The sequence below is a fragment of the Pseudomonas sp. SDO524_S393 genome, from assembly GCF_054071875.1.
This window is the reverse complement of record NZ_JBSVVZ010000036.1, coordinates 1-16,317: the sequence shown is the minus strand read 5'-3', so window position 1 is coordinate 16,317 and position 16,317 is coordinate 1. Positions and strand designations below refer to the sequence as shown.

The following is a 16,317-nucleotide window of genomic DNA, read 5'->3' as shown; positions in this document are numbered from 1 at the left end:
CCTAGGGGGATTCGAACGGGCTGTCCATGTGGGGTTTGCGCAGCACCCGCGCGCCTGCGCGCAACAGCCAGCAGGCGAGGATAAACGGCGCGGTCAGCGCAGGCAGGTGCAGGGCGGCAAAGCCTGGGGTGAGAAGGATTGCCAGCAGAATACCCGGCAAGGGCAACCAGGGCTGGCGACGTGACTGGCTCAACGCCAGGGCTGCGAGTGCCGGGTTGTAGCTGTGCAGGCCGAGCAGTGCGCTGGCAGGTTCGTCCAGCCACAGGGCGACCAGCACGCCAACACTTGCACCGACCAACGCCCACACGGCGGCTCGGCGATTGGCCAGGAACAGGCCGAATGCAATCAGGGCGCCGGCCAAGGGTTGGTCCAGCAACATGACTTGCGCAAGCCCGGTGAAGGGCGCGGCAACCACCGCCAGGACGTCTGGTTCGGCGAGGGCAAATGCGCTGGGCGCGGCGGGCCCCAGCAACAGCCAGCCCAGCCCGACAAAGGGCGCGGTATAGGCAGGCAGGTCATCCGGCTGGGCCGCATGCTTCAGCCATTGCCGCGTCAGCATCGCCGAAAGCCCGCCACACGCCAGGATCAACGGCGGCAACAGTGCCGACCAGGCGAAGTGCTGACTGATCAGCAAACCCAGCAACACCCCGTTGTAGCTGTACAGTCCCGCCTGACGCTCGCCCTTGGGATAACCCCGGCGCTGGGCCGTGAGCAAGCCCGCCACGCCGCCGAGCAACGCACCGCCGAGCAACGCCGGTGCGCCGATCAGAATGGCCAGCAGGCACAGCAGGCCACACAACGGCTGGCGCTGGAGGAAGATCTGACTGAAGCCGTTGAGCAGGGCTTCGGCCCAGTCGGGGCAGGTTGGATTGTGCATTTGGGTTAGTCAGGTAGACCGAGTTGCCCTTATCGCAGGCAAGCCAGCTCCCACCTTTTGATGCGTGAATACAGTCAAATGTGGGAGCGGGCTTGCCCGCGAAGAGGCCCGAACAGACGCTAGATCAACGTCTCGATACGCAGCGAATTGGTCGACCCCGGCTGCCCGAACGGCACCCCGGCGGTAATCACCAACGTATCCCCACGCTCCGCCATGCCTTGGGCCTGGGCGATTTCCAGTGCGGTGGAACACACCTCATCCACCTGGCGCAGTCGGTCGTTGACCACCGAGTGCACGCCCCACGCCACGCTCAAGCGCCGCGCCGTGGACAGGTTCGGCGTGAGGTTGAGGATCGGGGCCACAGGCCGTTCACGCGCGGCACGCAGGCTGGAACTGCCCGATTCGCTGTAGTTCACCAGCACCGCCACCGGCAGGATGCTGCTGATGCGGCGGATCGCACAGCTGATGGCGTCCGACACCGTGGCCTCGGCCTTGGGGCGGCTGACGTCGAGCTGCGTCTGGTAGTCCGGGCCGTTTTCCACCTGGCGGATGATCTTGCTCATCATCTGCACGGCTTCCAGCGGGTACTCGCCCGAAGCGGTTTCCGCCGACAGCATCACCGCATCCGCGCCTTCGGCTACCGCATTGGCCACATCCGTGACCTCGGCGCGGGTCGGCGCCGGCGAGAAGCGCATGGACTCGAGCATCTGCGTCGCCACCACCACAGGTTTGCCCAGTTGGCGGCAGGTGCCGATGATGTCTTTCTGGATTTGCGGCACGCTTTCCGCCGGCACCTCTACACCCAGATCCCCTCTGGCCACCATGATCGCGTCGCTCAGTTCGGCGATTTCCTGCAGGCGCTGCACCGCCGAGGGTTTTTCGATCTTGGCCATCAGGAACGCCCGGTCCCCGATCAGGCTACGGGCCTCGCGGATGTCTTCCGGGCGTTGCACGAACGACAGTGCCACCCAATCCACGCCCAGTTCCAGACCGAAGCTCAAGTCGCGCCGGTCCTTGGCGGTCAGTGGGCTCAGTTCCAGCAGCGCTTGTGGGACGTTCACGCCTTTGCGATCAGACAGTTCGCCGCCATTGAGCACTGTGGTGTCGATGGCATCGGCGTGTTTGGTGATGACCCGCAGGCGCAGCTTGCCGTCGTCCAGCAGCAGGTCCATGCCCGGTTGCAGCGCCGCGATGATTTCCGGGTGGGGCAGGTTGACCCGGCACTGATCGCCCGGCGTCGCGTCCAGGTCCAGGCGCAGCGCCTGGCCGCGCACCAGTTGCACCTTGCCTTCGCCGAACCGTCCGATCCGCAGCTTGGGCCCTTGCAGGTCCATGAGGATACCCAGCGGGTAATTCAGCTCGCGCTCCACCTGGCGGATCCACTGATAGCGCTGCGCATGGTCGGCGTGGTCGCCATGGCTGAAGTTGAGGCGAAAGATGTTCACCCCGGCCTCCACCAGCTCGCGAATGTCATCGATACCGTCGGTGGCCGGGCCCAGGGTGGCGAGGATTTTGACCTTCTTGTCAGGCGTCATGGGAGGAACTCTCGAGGATCAGAATGGCGCGGAAGTCATTGACGTTGGTACGGGTCGGTTCGGTGATGATCAAACCGTCGAGGGCGGCGAAGTAGCCGTAGCCGTTGTTGTTATCCAGCTCGTCACTGGCCGACAGGCCCAGGGCTTCGGCACGGCGGTAGCTGCACGGGGTCATGATGGCGCCGGCGTTGTCTTCGGAGCCGTCGATGCCGTCGGTGTCACCGGCCAGGGCGTACACGCCGGGCAGGCCCTTGAGGCTGTCGGTGAGGCTCAGCAGGAATTCGGCATTGCGCCCGCCACGGCCATCGCCGCGTACGGTCACGGTGGTTTCGCCGCCGGAGAGGATCACGCACGGTGCGGCCAACGGTTGACCGTGCTGCACGATTTGCCGGGCGATGCCGGCGTGTACCTTGGCCACGTCCCGTGCTTCGCCTTCCAGGTCGCCGAGGATCAGCGGGCTGAAACCGGCCTGGCGGACTTTGACCGCTACCGCTTCGAGGGACTGCTGGGGGCGGGCGATCAATTGGAAGTGGCTGCGGGCAAGCACCGGGTCGCCGGGTTTGACGGTCTCCGACGCCGGGTTCTGCAACCAGTTGCGCACCGAGGCGGGCGCGTCGATGTGGTAGCGCTTGAGAATCGCCAGCGCCTGTTGCGAGGTGCTGGGGTCGCCGACGGTGGGACCGGAGGCAATCACCGTGGCCTGGTCGCCCGGTACGTCGGAAATCGCGTAGGTGTAGACCGTGGCGGGCCATGCGGCTTTCGCCAATCGACCGCCTTTGATGGCCGAGAGGTGCTTGCGCACGCAATTCATCTCGCCAATGGTGGCGCCGGATTTGAGCAGGGCCTTGTTGATGGCCTGCTTGTCGGCCAGGGTGATGCCTGCGGCGGGCAGGGCCAGCAAGGCCGAGCCGCCGCCGGAGAGCAGGAAGATCACGCGGTCGTCTTCGCTGAGGTTGCTGATCAGTTCCAGCACGCGCTGGGCCACGGCCAGGCCGGCGGCGTCGGGCACGGGGTGGGCGGCTTCGACCACTTCGATTTTCTTGCATGGCGCGCCGTGGCCGTAGCGGGTGACAACCAGACCGGTGACTTCGCCCTGCCAAACGTTTTCCACCACCAGCGCCATGGCGGCGGCGGCCTTGCCGGCGCCGATCACGATCACACGGCCGCCGCGGTCGGCGGGCAGGTAGGGTTCAAGGACTTGCCGGGGGTGGGCAGCGTCGATGGCTGTGGCAAACAGCTCGCGAAGCAGGTGTTGCGGATCGACCGACATAAGCGGGCTCCCGGAGATTTTTTGTTATTAGAGGTGCTTCAATTTCAGGAACTGGAATGCGATCAACTGTGGGAGCGGGCTTGCTCGCGAATGCGGACTGACATCCAACATCCATGTTGATGGATACATCGCTTTCGCGAGCAAGCCCGCTCCCACATTCGACCGCATTTCAAATGCTGGGAGCGGCGTGTATTACTTCTCGCGAATCGAGAAGTTCGCCATGTGCTCCAGCCCCTTGATCAGCGCTGAGTGGTCCCAGTTGCCGCCACCCAGTGCGTTGCAGGTGCTGAAGACTTGCTGGGTGCCGGCGGTGTTCGGCAGGTTGATCCCCAGTTCCTTGGCCCCGGCCAGTGCCAGGTTGAGGTCTTTCTGGTGCAGGTTGATGCGGAAGCCCGGGTCGAAGGTGCCCTTGATCATGCGCTCGCCGTGCACTTCGAGGATCTTCGAGGAGGCAAAACCGCCCATCAGCGCTTCACGCACCTTGGCCGGGTCGGCGCCGTTTTTCGAGGCGAACAGCAGCGCTTCGGCCACCGCCTGGATGTTCAGCGCCACGATGATCTGGTTGGCCACCTTGGCGGTTTGGCCATCGCCATTGCTGCCGACCAGGGTGATGTTCTTGCCCATGCTCTGGAACAACGGCAGTGCGCGCTCGAAGGTCTGCGGCTCGCCGCCGACCATGATGCTCAGGGTGCCGGCCTTGGCGCCGACTTCGCCGCCGGACACCGGTGCGTCCAGGTACTGCGCGCCGGTCTCGTTGATTTTCGCGGCGAACGCCTTGGTGGCGGTGGGCGAGATCGAGCTCATGTCGATCACCACTTTGTTCGGCGACAGGCCGGCCGCCACGCCGTCCTTGCGGAACAGCACTTCATCGACCTGCGGCGTGTCGGGCACCATCACGATGATGAATTCGGCTTCCTGGGCAACCTGCTGAGGGTTGGCCAGGGCCACGGCACCGGCGTCGATCAACGCCTGTGGCGCCTTGCTGTGGTGTTCGGACAGAAACAGTTGATGACCTGCCTTTTGCAGGTTCGCAGCCATGGGTTCGCCCATGATGCCGGTGCCGATGAATCCGATTTTAGCCATGATCAAAATCCTCTTGTTATTGGATGGGCAGGCCTGCCCCGGGCCTGCCAAGACACAGAAGATCTACTGTGGGAGCTGGCTTGCCTGCGATTACGGTGTTCAGGCAATCCATCTGTAACTGAAGGACCGCTATCGCAGGCAAGCCAGCTCCCACATTTAGTTCTGTGTTTGTTCTGTCAGATTGCGTTATGGGTTTTAAGCCAGCCCAAACCCGCCTCGGTGGTGGTCAACGGCTTGTATTCGCAGCCGACCCAGCCCGTATAGCCGATGCGGTCCAGGTGTTCGAACAGGAAGCGGTAGTTGATCTCACCGGTGCCCGGCTCGTTGCGCCCGGGGTTGTCCGCCAACTGGATGTGGTTGATGTCATCCAGGTGCGTGGCCATGGTGCGGGCCAGGTCGCCTTCCATGATTTGCATGTGGTAGATGTCGTATTGCAGGAACAGGTTGGCGCTGCCCACCTGCTCGCGAATCGACAGGGCTTGCGCGGTGTTGTTCAGGTAGAAGCCCGGGATGTCGCGGGTGTTGATCATCTCCATCACCAGCTTGATGCCCGCCGCTTGCAGTTTTTCGGCGGCGTACTGGAGGTTGGCGACGAAGGTCTTTTCAACGGTCGCGTCGTCCACGCCTTGGGGCCGAATACCCGCCAGGCAGTTGACCTGGGTATTGCCCAGTACCTGGGCGTAGGCGATGGCCAGCTTGACCCCGGCGCGGAATTCCTCGACCCGGTCCGGGTGGCAGGCCAGGCCGCGCTCGCCCTTGGCCCAGTCGCCGGCCGGCAGGTTGAACAGCACCTGTGTCAGACCGTGGGCGTCGAGTTGTGCCTTGATTTCGGCGGAGCTGAATTCATAGGGGAACAGGTACTCGACGCCTTGGAAGCCCGCGTCGGCGGCCGCTTTGAAGCGAGCAAGGAAGTCCTGTTCGGTAAACAGCATGGACAGGTTGGCGGCAAAACGCGGCATAGGGTTCTCCTTAATCGAGCAGGGAAATGGCGGTCGGCGCGTCGTTGCCGACCAGGGCCAGATCTTCGAATTCGTTGACGGCGTTGATCTCGGTGCCCATGGAAATATTGGTCACGCGCTCCAGAATAATCTCAACGATCACCGGAACCTTGAATTCTTCGATCATTTCCTCGGCGCGGCGCAGGGCCGGCGCGATCTGGCCTGGCTCGAACACGCGCAGGGCCTTGCATCCCAGACCTTCGGCGACGGCGACGTGGTCCACGCCATAACCATTGAGTTCCGGCGCATTGAGGTTGTCGAAAGACAGCTGCACGCAGTAGTCCATCTCAAACCCGCGCTGGGCCTGGCGGATCAGGCCCAGGTAGGAGTTGTTCACCACCACGTGGATGTACGGCAGCTTGAACTGCGCACCCACGGCCAGCTCTTCGATCATGAACTGGAAGTCATAGTCGCCGGACAATGCCACCACCTTGCGGCTCGGGTCGGCCTTGACCACACCGAGCGCGGCGGGAATGGTCCAGCCCAACGGACCGGCCTGGCCGCAGTTGATCCAGTGGCGTGGCTTGTACACGTGCAGAAATTGCGCGCCGGCGATCTGCGACAGACCGATGGTGCTGACGTAGCAGGTGTCTTTGCCGAACACCTGGTTCATTTCTTCGTACACCCGCTGAGGCTTGACCGGCACCGCATCAAAGTGGGTCTTGCGCTGCAGGGTGGCTTTACGTTGCTGGCAATCACTGAGCCAGGCGCTGCGATCCTTGAGCTTGCCGGCGGCTTTCCACTCGCGAGCGACTTCAATGAACATCGTCAGCGCCGAGCCGGCGTCGGAGACGATGCCCAGGTCCGGCGTGAACACGCGGCCAATCTGCGTCGGCTCGATGTCGACGTGAATGAACTTGCGACCTTCGGTGTAGACGTCGACCGAGCCGGTGTGACGGTTGGCCCACCGGTTGCCGACACCCAGCACCACATCGGATTTGAGCAGGGTGGCGTTGCCATAACGGTGCGAGGTCTGCAGGCCGACCATGCCCACCATCAACGGGTGGTCATCGGGGATGGTGCCCCAGCCCATCAGGGTCGGGATGACCGGGATGCCGGTGAGTTCAGCAAACTCAACGAGCAGTTCGCTGGCATCGGCGTTGATCACGCCGCCGCCGCTCACCAACAACGGACGTTCGGCCTGGTCGAGCAGGGCCAGGGCTTTCTCCACTTGCACACGGGTCGCCAGCGGCTTGGCCAGGGGCAGAGGCTGGTAGGCGTCGATGTCGAATTCGATCTCGGCCATCTGCACGTCGAACGGCAGGTCGATCAGCACCGGGCCCGGGCGGCCGGAGCGCATTTCATAAAAGGCTTTCTGGAAGGCGTAGGGCACCTGGCCGGGTTCCAGGACGGTGGTTGCCCACTTGGTCACCGGTTTGACGATGCTGGTGATGTCGACAGCCTGGAAGTCTTCTTTGTGCATGCGGGCACGCGGCGCTTGGCCGGTGATGCACAGGATCGGGATCGAATCCGCCGAGGCGCTGTACAGGCCGGTGACCATGTCGGTGCCTGCCGGGCCCGACGTGCCGATGCACACGCCAATGTTGCCGGCCTTGGTGCGGGTGTAGCCCTCGGCCATATGGGAGGCGCCTTCAACATGGCGAGCAAGGACGTGATCGATGCCACCCACCTTCTGCAAGGCCGAATACAGCGGGTTGATCGCGGCGCCCGGGATACCGAAGGCGGTGTCCACGCCTTCACGGCGCATCACCAGAACGGCGGCTTCGATTGCTCTCATTTTGCTCATGATTTTGGTGCCTCTTGCGTTTTGTAATTGTATACAAGTGGTGATGGTTCGAAGTGTATTCACGGCGAGCTGCGCAGGTCAATTCATTTTATTCGTTGATCCTGACGCTCGTCGGATGGCATTTTTTCGACGTATGGAGGGTTTGTGCGAAAATATTGTATACAAAAATAAATTTCATTGTGTTCTATTTGTTTGATCGAGCATCTGATCAAACAGACCTCCACCGCTTTCCCAATAACAAAAGAAGGACGGCACCATGAGCGCTTTAACCTTGAAAATTGCTACCCAGTTGGCGAGTCAGGCCCTGACCGCGGGCCGCGCCATTTCGGCTGCGCCGCTGACCATCGCGGTACTCGACAGCGGCGGCCACCTGGTGACCTTGCAGCGCGAAGACGGCGCGAGCCTGCTGCGCCCGCAGATCGCCATCGGCAAAGCCTGGGGCGCGATTGCCATGGGCAAGGGCTCGCGCTTGCTGGCACTCGACGCGCAGCAACGGCCAGCGTTTATCGCGGCGTTGAACAGCTTGGGGCAGGGCAGTGTGGTGCCGGCGCCGGGCGGGGTGTTGATCCGCGATCAGTTGGGGGCAGTGCTGGGTGCGATCGGCATCAGCGGGGATACGTCGGACATCGACGAGCAGTGTGCGATTACGGCGATCGAGGGGGTGGGGTTGATGGCGGATGCGGGGGTGTCAGCCTGATTGTAATGTGACTGGAAGGGCCTCTTCGCAGGCAAGCCAGCTCCCACATTGGCCAGTGTGAACTCCAACAATCTCTGTGGGAGCTGGCTTGCCTGCGATGGCGACGACTCGGTGTCAAGTCAAAGCCAAATGGCATCCCACAGCGGATAGTCGCCATATCGTTTTACCAATCCAGCTCTTAGGGGATTGGCCACGATATACCGGGCGATCCCTTCAAGGCTTTCTTCACGGCGCAGCGCATGGTCGTGAAAGCCGGGTTGCCAGAGTCGACCTTGGCGCCCGGCGACGGCATTCACTGCGCGAGTACTTTTGGACTTCACTTGGCGCATCAAATCGGCAAGTGACCCTTTGTCCAACGAGATGAGCCAATGGAAGTGATCGGGCATGACGACCCAGGCCAGTGAGGTCGCCAGACCTTGGTTTTGGGCAATCCGGAATTGTTGAACCACCAACCGGCCCAGCTTGAAGTCTTGAAAAACAGGTTCGCGATTCAGGGTGTTGGTCGTCAATGAATAGATGCGTTTGGGCTCGTCATGGCGGCCAATGCGCAGGCGCTTTGAAGCAGGGAGATCAGGCATTCCATGGCCTCTCTTCAGTGGGGTTCTAAGAGGCTAGATATCAGTAGCCAAGCTTGGCGGGCAGGCTTTTGGCTGGATGTGTCCGGGAGAACGCTATCGCGGGCAAGCCCGCTCCCACAGTGGGCCTTGCGGTGTTTATACAATTTGTGTGCGACGCAGAACAATGTGGGAGCTGGCTTGCCTGCGATAGCCGCACCTCGGCCTTTCAGTCCGGCTCACACCCCTTGAGCACCAACCGAATTATCGTCTGCGTCGCCGCTTCATAATCCGCCTCGTCCAGCCTGGCCTTGCCGGTCACCGCCGTAATCTGCCAGTCGAAGTCCGCATAGGTCTGCGTGGCCGCCCAGATGCTGAACATCAGGTGGTTGGGATCGATGGCGGCGATCAGGCCGCGATCGACCCAGCTTTGGATGCAGTCGATGTTGTGCTTGGCCTGGGCGTTGAGTTGTTCGACCTGGTCAGCGCTGAGGTGCGGCGCGCCGTGCATGATTTCGCTGGCGAAGACCTTGGAGGCGAACGGCAGGTCGCGGGAGATGCGGATTTTCGAACGGATGTAGTTGCTCAATACTTCCTTGGGGTCGCCGTCGGGGTTGAACGGCGTGGAGGCGGCCAGGATCGGCTCGATGATGCTCTCGAGCACCTCGCGGTAGAGGTTGTCCTTGGACTTGAAGTAGTAATAGACGTTGGGCTTGGGCAGCCCGGCCTTGGCCGCGATGTCGCTGGTTTTGGTCGCGGCGAAGCCCTTGTCGGCAAACTCCTCGCTGGCCGCCCGCAGGATCATTTGTTTGTTGCGCTCGCGAATGGTGCTCATAAACCCAGTGTTTCCTTGCCAGGACTGGCGGTCGAGCATGGTAGCACCGGCCATCCGCAAGCCTCAACAATGTGCCCGCAGCGCTTTGCGCCGCGCTATGCTCGATTTATCCCCCTCTTATGGAAGAACGATTCATGGCAGGTAGCAGCTTGTTGGTATTGATCGACGATATCGCCGCAGTACTCGATGACGTTGCCCTGATGACCAAGATGGCGGCCAAGAAAACGGCCGGCGTGCTGGGCGATGACCTGGCGCTGAATGCGCAACAGGTCAGTGGCGTGCGCGCAGAACGGGAAATTCCCGTGGTATGGGCCGTGGCGAAGGGCTCTTTCGTCAACAAGTTGATCCTGGTACCGGCGGCGCTATTGATCAGCGCGTTCGCACCCTGGGCCGTGACGCCGCTGTTGATGCTCGGCGGCGCGTACCTGTGTTTCGAAGGGTTCGAAAAGCTGGCGCATAAATTCCTGCACCGTCAGGACGAGGACCAGGCCGAGCATGCACTGTTGGTCGAAGCCGTCGCCGACCCGACCATCGATCTGGTGGCCTTTGAGAAAGACAAGATCAAAGGTGCGATCCGCACCGACTTCATTCTCTCCGCCGAAATCATCGCCATCACCCTGGGGACCGTGGCCGATGCGCCGCTCATGCAGCAGGTGATCGTGCTATCCGGTATCGCCATCGTCATGACCGTGGGCGTCTATGGCCTGGTGGCCGGCATCGTCAAACTGGACGACCTGGGCCTGTGGCTGACCCGGAAGCCTGGCCAGGCGGCGCGCAGCATCGGTGGGGCCATTCTGCGTGCAGCCCCGTACATGATGAAAAGCCTGTCGGTGATCGGCACGGCGGCGATGTTTCTGGTAGGCGGCGGGATTCTCACCCATGGCGTGCCGGTGGTGCATCACTGGATCGAGACGGTCAGCCAGAGTGTGGGCGGGGTGGCGTGGTTGGTGCCGGTATTGCTCAATGGTGTGGCGGGAGTTATTGCGGGGGCGGCGGTGTTGGCGTTGGTCAGTGTCGTCGGCAAGGTGTGGAACGCGTTGAAGACTTGAGGCGGGCGACAATTAAAAAGGCCATTCAATCGAATGGCCTTTTTTGTGGGCGTTTACTCGGCAATCTGCAATTTGCGTGATTCGGTATAGATGTAGCGCACCTTCTCGTACTCGAACGGCGAGTTCATCTGGCCGTAGCGGAAGCTGGTCTGGTAGCGCTTGTCCACCGCGCGCAGGGCCCAGACTTCCGGATGGTTGGAGCTGACTTCCGCGACGTTGAGGAAGTTGATCTGGTTTTCGGCGCCGTAGTCGACGATCAGGCCAGTGGTGTCGCGCAGGTTCGAGGGGCCGAAGATCGGCAGTACCAGGTAGGCACCACCGGGGACGCCGTAGAAGCCCAGGGTCTGGCCGAAGTCTTCGCTCTGGCGTGGCAGGCCCATGGCGGTGGCCGGGTCCCACAGGCCGGCGATGCCGATGGTGGTGTTGAGCAGCAGGCGCCCGGTGGTTTCAAGGGAGCGGTGGCCCTTGAGTTGCAGCAGGCTGTTCAACAGGTTGGGCACGTCGCCGAGGTTGTTGAAGAAGTTGCTCACACCGGTACGCAGGAAGCTTGGCGTGACGTAACGGTAACCGTCGACCACCGGCAGGAACACCCATTGGTCGAAGCGATAGTTGAAGTGGTAGACGCGGCGGTTCCACGATTCCAGCGGGTCGTACACGTTCAGTGCGGTGAGCGAGGATCGCTCGAACTCACGCTGGTCCAGCCCCGGGTTGAATTTGAGTTTGCTCAGTGGCTCCTTGAAGCCATCGGCATCGACCTGGACCGGATCATGGGCCTTGCTGTTGTCGGCGTTGGCCACGCCTGCGCAGAGGAGCGCGGCGAGCAGCAGAAGATATTTAGCCACGGAAGAACTCCAGCATGGCGTCGGCGTTGACGCGGTAATTGAGGTTGCCGCAGTGGCCGCCCAACGGGTAGACGGTCAAGCGATCGCCGAAGGTTTTACGCAGGAAACCCAGGTCGCCAGGGCCGAGGATCACGTCGTCGGCGTTGTGCATGACGGCGATTTTCGGGCTGTCGCGCAGGTAGTCCTTGAGGGCGTACAGGCTGACCTGGTCCACCAGTTGCAACAGGCTGCCGCCGTCGGAGCGTGCCCGCCACATCGGGATCACCTGCTCGGTGAGGTAGCAGTCGAAGTCGCACTGCAGCGCACGTTTGAGGAACGGTGTGAGGCTGGTGCTTTCGGTGATCGGGTATTTCGGCGGGATGATCAGGCCACGACGGTTGATCAGGTCCGAGGTGAAGGCGATATCGGCCGCCGAGAAGCGAAACGAGGTGCCGATCAGCATGGCCATCTGTTCGTTGGACAGGTGCTGCTTGGACTGCTGGAAGTCATAGAGCAGGGCGTCGTTGAGGTCGATGTAGCCTTTTTGCTGGAAGTAGCGGGTCAGTTTGTTCAACACCAGTTCATAGAAAGTGGTGGTGTTGTTGATGCCTTTGACCTCGGTCTGTACCAGCTTGTCGAGGTTGGTGATCGAGGTGTAGAGGTTGACCGGCGGGTTCAGCAACAACACTTTCTTGAAGTTGAAGCTGCGGCGGGTCTCGTCCAGTTTGCTGACGAATGCCGCGTCCAGGCCGCCCAGGCTGTAGCCGGTGAGGTAGAAGTCGGTGATCGGCAACGAGGCGTTCTGCGCGCGCACCGCTTGCATCACGCGGTACATGTCTTCGGCGTCTTCCTGGGTGATGCCCGGGGTGGCGAAGCGTGACGCGGCGCTGATGAAGTCGAAACTGGTCGGCGAGGACAACTGCACCACGTGGTAGCCGGCCTGGTAATACAGCTTTTTCAGGTATTCGTTGATGCTGCTGTCGAACCGCGCGCCGGTGCCCGCGATCAGGAAGATCAGCGGCGCGGCGTGGTCCTGTTTGGCGATTCGGTAGGTGAGTTTTTTCACCGCCCAGAAGTTGTCCGGCAGGCTGAATTCACGCTCGGGGCGCATCGTCAGGGTGTAGTCGGACTGATTGATGTCGTCATCGCTCGGCAGCTTGGGCCGAAGGTCGGGCGGGGTGGTGGCGATGGTCGCTTCGAACGGGTTGGTCAGCGGGAAGCCATAGCTGGCTTGGTCGATGTCGACGGCCAGTGCTGACGCACTCAGAAATAGGCTGCCCAACAGGGCGGCACAGCGCAAGGAACGGAGCATGACTTAATCCCCAGGGGAAACGTGCTGAATGAAGTTCGCAGGCTATGACCGTCGCGTTATCGCCGAAGTGCCATCACTCGGCACGAAAAGTCGGAAAATAACGTCGGAATCGGGGTAATAGTAGCCAGACGATACACTTTGCCATGCTTTGATGAACACTAATTGTGTGTATGCGCCTTGCCAACGGCCGCCGGGGCATTAAGCTGAGCGCCGTTTTTGCCTATCGGAGTTCCCCATGTCCCGTCGTTTGCCGCTGATTCTGCTGCTGATTGCCCTGCCGCTCTGGCTGGCTGCCAGTTATGGTGCGCGCTATGGCTTTATGGAGGATGGCCGTTGGGTGGGTATCTGCGCCGATGAAGCCAGCCGCTGGGAATGCCAGTTGCGCTCGAACCTGGGGCTGATGATTCACTTCAAGGTGATGGGCTGGGCGGCGCTGATCACGGCGGTGCTGGCGTTTTTCGTGCCGGGCCGCGCCGGATGGGGCTTGGCGGTGCTGGGGATGCTGTTCGGGCTGCCGGCGCTGGCGCTGTACAACACCAGTTTTGCGGTGTTTGCGGTGGTGATTGCGGGGTTGCGTTTGGTCAGGGAGCGTCGGGTGGCCTGATAGGGCCTTATCGCAGGCAAGTCGAAGCGTCGAACCGCAGCTCCCACACTTGACCGCATTCCAAGGGATGTACTCGGTCAAGTGTGGGAGCCGGCTTGCCTGCGATAGCGGTTTTAAGCTTTGCGCACCCGCAAGCAACGCCACAACGCTGCAACCATCAGCACGCTGACAATCGCCCAGCCCCACGCCTGCTGGTTCCACAGCCCCTCACGGTACAACTGCGGTGCAATGCCCGCTCCGATGATGAAGGCCAGCAGAGCGATTTCCCGGCGCGGTCCAGTCACAGGACGCACCAGATACACAAGGGCCGGAAGCACCAGTGCTGCACTCGGGAAGCTGCGGTAGCGTGGGTCGAACACCAACGCCAGCATCATCACCGCGCCGGCAAAACCGGCAATTGCCACCAGCCAGCCTGCGTGTCGCTCCAGCCAATCGAACATCCGCTCACGCCAACCTTGGCGTGCGCTCAGGGCCAGTGCCGCATGGGCCAGCACCAGCACGTTCAATAGCACCAGCAGGCCTGCCCACAGCCATTCATCGTTGAAGCGTGCCGTCACGCGGGTCAGCTCGGCCCAGGTGCCAATCGAGCAAGCCGCCACCGCCCCCAGCAGCGGCAGGGCAATCGCGGCGCGGGTGCTGCGCACACGACCACCCAGCACCAGAGTGCCCAACAGGATAAGCCCACCCACGCCCAGCCACAGCGGCCAGTAGGGCACATTGGTCACGGGCCCTGCGAGGATGCCCTTGTCCTGGCGATCGGCATCGAACAGGCCCCAGTAGCCGCCGACGGCGCCTTCGCTGGCGCGTTTCCAGGGTTGATCAAAGGCTTCGATCAGGTTGTAGCGCCAGCCATTGGCTTCGGCCATGGCCACGAAGCCGCGCATGAACCTGGCTTCGTTGACCCGGCTCGGCACCGCCGTTTCCCGCTGACGACCTTCGCTGGGCCAGCCGGTTTCACCGATCAGGATGTCCTTGGGGGCAAACTTGTTGCCGAAGGTCTGGCGCACATCGCCCACGTGCTTGAGGGCCTGATCGATACCGGAGGGATCATCCTCCCAGTAGGGCAGCAGGTGAATGGTGAGGAAGTCCACTGCCGGAGCGATTTCCGGGTGTTGTAGCCAGAATTCCCACACGTCCGCGTAGGTGACGGGTTGTTTGATCCGGCTTTTGACCTTGTGGATCAGCTTCACCAATTGGCTGGCGGTCACTTCCTTGCGCAGCAGGGCTTCGTTGCCGACGATCACCGAGGTCACCACATCCGGATTGGCGTTGGCCGAGGCAATCAGCTCGTCGATCTCCTTTTCGGTGGCCGCCGGGTCGCTGCTGACCCAGGCGCCGGCCATCACTTTGAGCCCATGCTTGCGCGCCATGTCCGGCAGGGCTTCCAGGCCGGTCATGGAGTAGGTGCGAATGCATTCGAAGCGGGTAGCCAGCAAGGCCAGGTCGGCGTCCATGCGCGCGGGGCGCAGGGCGAAGGGCTGGTCGAACGGCGATTGGTCTTTGTCGAAAGGGGTGTAGGACGCGCATTGCATCTTGTGGCTGGCGCTGGCGACGTCCGGCAACACGACGGGCCGGCCGAGGCCGTACCAGTAACCGACGAGGGCCAGCAGGCCGAGGACAAAGGCGAGGAAATAGGGCAGGGCAGGGAAGCGGGCATTCGCGAGCATGGTCGGCTTATCTGGAAGAGCAAAGGCGCGCATCTTACCCGGATTTGCCCCGTCCCAGTGGGACCGCATAATTTTGACATGCAAAGTTCGGGCGGGATTTTGACGCCATATCCTACAAAACGTCCTACTGGCGTTGTGATGTCGTTTCTTGCTTACCTGAGGTCGCAGGCAGAGCAGGTTCCAAGCCCCGTCAGGTTGATGATCAAAGGGTCAGCACTCCACTGATGCCTCAGCAGCCGGATCGATGCGCGTGAAGGGGGCGCGGTGCACCACATAACAACAGGTTGACGTCGCTCGGCATCCGTCGGGCGCAGCACTTTCGGGGAAGTACTATGAAGATGCGACGACTCTTGGGCGCAGCTGCCACTCTGGTAGTTGCGATGGGCTCCACACTGGCCAGCGCCGACAGCAAAACCCTGAGCATCGGTTACGTGGACGGTTGGTCCGACAGCGTGGCGACTACCCACGTGGCCGCCGAGGTAATCAAGGAAAAGCTCGGCTACGACGTGAAACTGCAAGCGGTGGCCACCGGGATCATGTGGCAGGGCGTTGCCACCGGCAAACTCGACGCCATGCTTTCCGCGTGGTTGCCGGTGACCCACGGTGAATACTGGGCCAAGAACAAGGACAAGGTGGTCGACTACGGCCCCAACTTCAAGGACGCGAAGATCGGCCTGATCGTGCCGGAGTACGTGAAAGCCAAGTCCATCGAAGACCTCAAGACCGACACCACCTTCAAGAACAAGATCGTCGGCATCGATGCCGGTTCGGGTGTGATGCTCAAGACCGATGAAGCCATCAAGCAGTACGGCCTCGACTACAAACTGCAAGCCAGCTCGGGCGCGGCGATGATCGCCGAATTGACCCGCGCCGAAGACAAACAGGAATCCATTGCGGTGACCGGTTGGGTGCCGCACTGGATGTTCGCCAAATGGAAACTGCGTTTCCTCGACGATCCAAAAGGGGTTTATGGTGCTGCTGAAACCGTCAACAGCATCGGCAGCAAGGGCCTGGAGAAGAAAGCGCCGGAAGTCGCGGCCTTCCTGAAGAAATTCCAGTGGGCCTCCAAGGATGAAATCGGCGAAGTCATGCTGGCGATTCAAGAAGGCGCCAAGCCTGACGCCGCAGCCAAGGACTGGGTTGCCAAGCACCCTGAGCGTGTCGCCGAGTGGACCGGTAAATAACCGTTAATCTGTAGAAATTACGCCGCAGACCCAATGTGGGAGCGGGCTTGCCCGCGAAAGCAGTGTGCCAGTCGATGCATAAGC

Annotated in this window: 15 protein-coding genes; 4 read left to right on the top strand and 11 right to left on the bottom strand. The window is 61.8% G+C overall.

Going from position 1 to position 16,317, the window contains the following annotated elements:
* Position 1 precedes the first annotated feature (1 nt).
* The 6 genes from ACW9IB_RS16985 to gcl all read right to left on the bottom strand — a co-directional run bounded on the left by ACW9IB_RS16985 (position 2) and on the right by gcl (position 7,510).
* Entirely contained in the window at positions 2–877 is an 876-nt protein-coding gene (locus ACW9IB_RS16985) for an urea transporter (RefSeq protein WP_457414567.1), read from the bottom strand.
* 119 nt (positions 878–996) lie between these two features.
* Positions 997–2,412 carry a pyruvate kinase gene (gene pyk / locus ACW9IB_RS16980; RefSeq protein WP_457367607.1) on the bottom strand — a complete coding sequence of 472 codons (1,416 nt, stop codon included), beginning with the start codon at positions 2,410–2,412 and terminating at the stop codon, positions 997–999.
* Complete coding sequence (locus ACW9IB_RS16975; RefSeq protein ID WP_457414566.1) at positions 2,402–3,682, bottom strand: glycerate kinase type-2 family protein; 1,281 nt, start codon at positions 3,680–3,682, stop codon at positions 2,402–2,404. The genes pyk and ACW9IB_RS16975 overlap by 11 nt, the downstream gene beginning before the upstream one ends.
* A 192-nt stretch (positions 3,683–3,874) precedes the next feature.
* A complete protein-coding gene (locus ACW9IB_RS16970) occupies positions 3,875–4,765 on the bottom strand; it encodes a 2-hydroxy-3-oxopropionate reductase (RefSeq protein WP_457414564.1) in 891 nt (296 codons plus the stop codon).
* A 176-nt stretch (positions 4,766–4,941) separates the two neighbouring features.
* Entirely contained in the window at positions 4,942–5,724 is a 783-nt protein-coding gene (gene hyi / locus ACW9IB_RS16965) for a hydroxypyruvate isomerase (RefSeq protein WP_457367604.1), read from the bottom strand.
* Between the two features lie 10 nt (positions 5,725–5,734).
* The gene (gene gcl, locus ACW9IB_RS16960; protein WP_457414562.1) at positions 5,735–7,510 is read right to left on the bottom strand and encodes a glyoxylate carboligase; all 1,776 of its coding nucleotides are present in this window, start codon (positions 7,508–7,510) and stop codon (positions 5,735–5,737) included.
* A gap of 256 nt (positions 7,511–7,766) precedes the next feature.
* Between gcl and ACW9IB_RS16955 the strand changes: the two genes are divergently transcribed.
* Positions 7,767–8,207, top strand: a complete 441-nt coding sequence (locus ACW9IB_RS16955; RefSeq protein WP_457414561.1) for a GlcG/HbpS family heme-binding protein — start codon at positions 7,767–7,769, stop codon at positions 8,205–8,207.
* Between the two features lie 119 nt (positions 8,208–8,326).
* On the opposite strand, the gene ACW9IB_RS16950 is transcribed toward ACW9IB_RS16955, so the two are convergent.
* Together ACW9IB_RS16950 and ACW9IB_RS16945 are read right to left on the bottom strand one after the other, a co-directional pair.
* Entirely contained in the window at positions 8,327–8,785 is a 459-nt protein-coding gene (locus ACW9IB_RS16950; RefSeq protein WP_457414559.1) for an REP-associated tyrosine transposase, read from the bottom strand.
* A 205-nt stretch (positions 8,786–8,990) separates the two neighbouring features.
* On the bottom strand, positions 8,991–9,596 hold the full coding sequence (locus ACW9IB_RS16945; RefSeq protein WP_457414557.1) for a TetR/AcrR family transcriptional regulator: 606 nt from the start codon (positions 9,594–9,596) through the stop codon (positions 8,991–8,993).
* A gap of 134 nt (positions 9,597–9,730) precedes the next feature.
* On the opposite strand from ACW9IB_RS16945, the gene ACW9IB_RS16940 reads away from it, so the two are divergent.
* Positions 9,731–10,645 carry a DUF808 domain-containing protein gene (locus ACW9IB_RS16940; protein ID WP_457414556.1) on the top strand — a complete coding sequence of 305 codons (915 nt, stop codon included), beginning with the start codon at positions 9,731–9,733 and terminating at the stop codon, positions 10,643–10,645.
* A gap of 53 nt (positions 10,646–10,698) precedes the next feature.
* Here ACW9IB_RS16940 and ACW9IB_RS16935 read toward each other — a convergent pair whose 3' ends face one another.
* Positions 10,699–11,487 (bottom strand): MlaA family lipoprotein, encoded by a 789-nt coding sequence (locus tag ACW9IB_RS16935; RefSeq protein WP_457367598.1) that lies wholly within the window; start codon positions 11,485–11,487, stop codon positions 10,699–10,701.
* Complete coding sequence (locus ACW9IB_RS16930; protein ID WP_457367597.1) at positions 11,480–12,778, bottom strand: serine/threonine protein kinase; 1,299 nt, start codon at positions 12,776–12,778, stop codon at positions 11,480–11,482. Before ACW9IB_RS16930 ends, ACW9IB_RS16935 begins: the two co-directional genes overlap by 8 nt.
* Before the next feature lie 235 nt (positions 12,779–13,013).
* Between ACW9IB_RS16930 and ACW9IB_RS16925 the strand changes: the two genes are divergently transcribed.
* Complete coding sequence (locus ACW9IB_RS16925; protein ID WP_457367596.1) at positions 13,014–13,382, top strand: hypothetical protein; 369 nt, start codon at positions 13,014–13,016, stop codon at positions 13,380–13,382.
* A 113-nt stretch (positions 13,383–13,495) separates the two neighbouring features.
* On the opposite strand, the gene ACW9IB_RS16920 is transcribed toward ACW9IB_RS16925, so the two are convergent.
* Positions 13,496–15,049, bottom strand: a complete 1,554-nt coding sequence (locus ACW9IB_RS16920; RefSeq protein WP_457414555.1) for a glycoside hydrolase family 17 protein — start codon at positions 15,047–15,049, stop codon at positions 13,496–13,498.
* 332 nt (positions 15,050–15,381) lie between these two features.
* On the opposite strand from ACW9IB_RS16920, the gene ACW9IB_RS16915 reads away from it, so the two are divergent.
* The gene (locus tag ACW9IB_RS16915; protein ID WP_457414554.1) at positions 15,382–16,233 is read left to right on the top strand and encodes a glycine betaine ABC transporter substrate-binding protein; all 852 of its coding nucleotides are present in this window, start codon (positions 15,382–15,384) and stop codon (positions 16,231–16,233) included.
* The last annotated feature ends 84 nt before the right edge of the window (positions 16,234–16,317 follow it).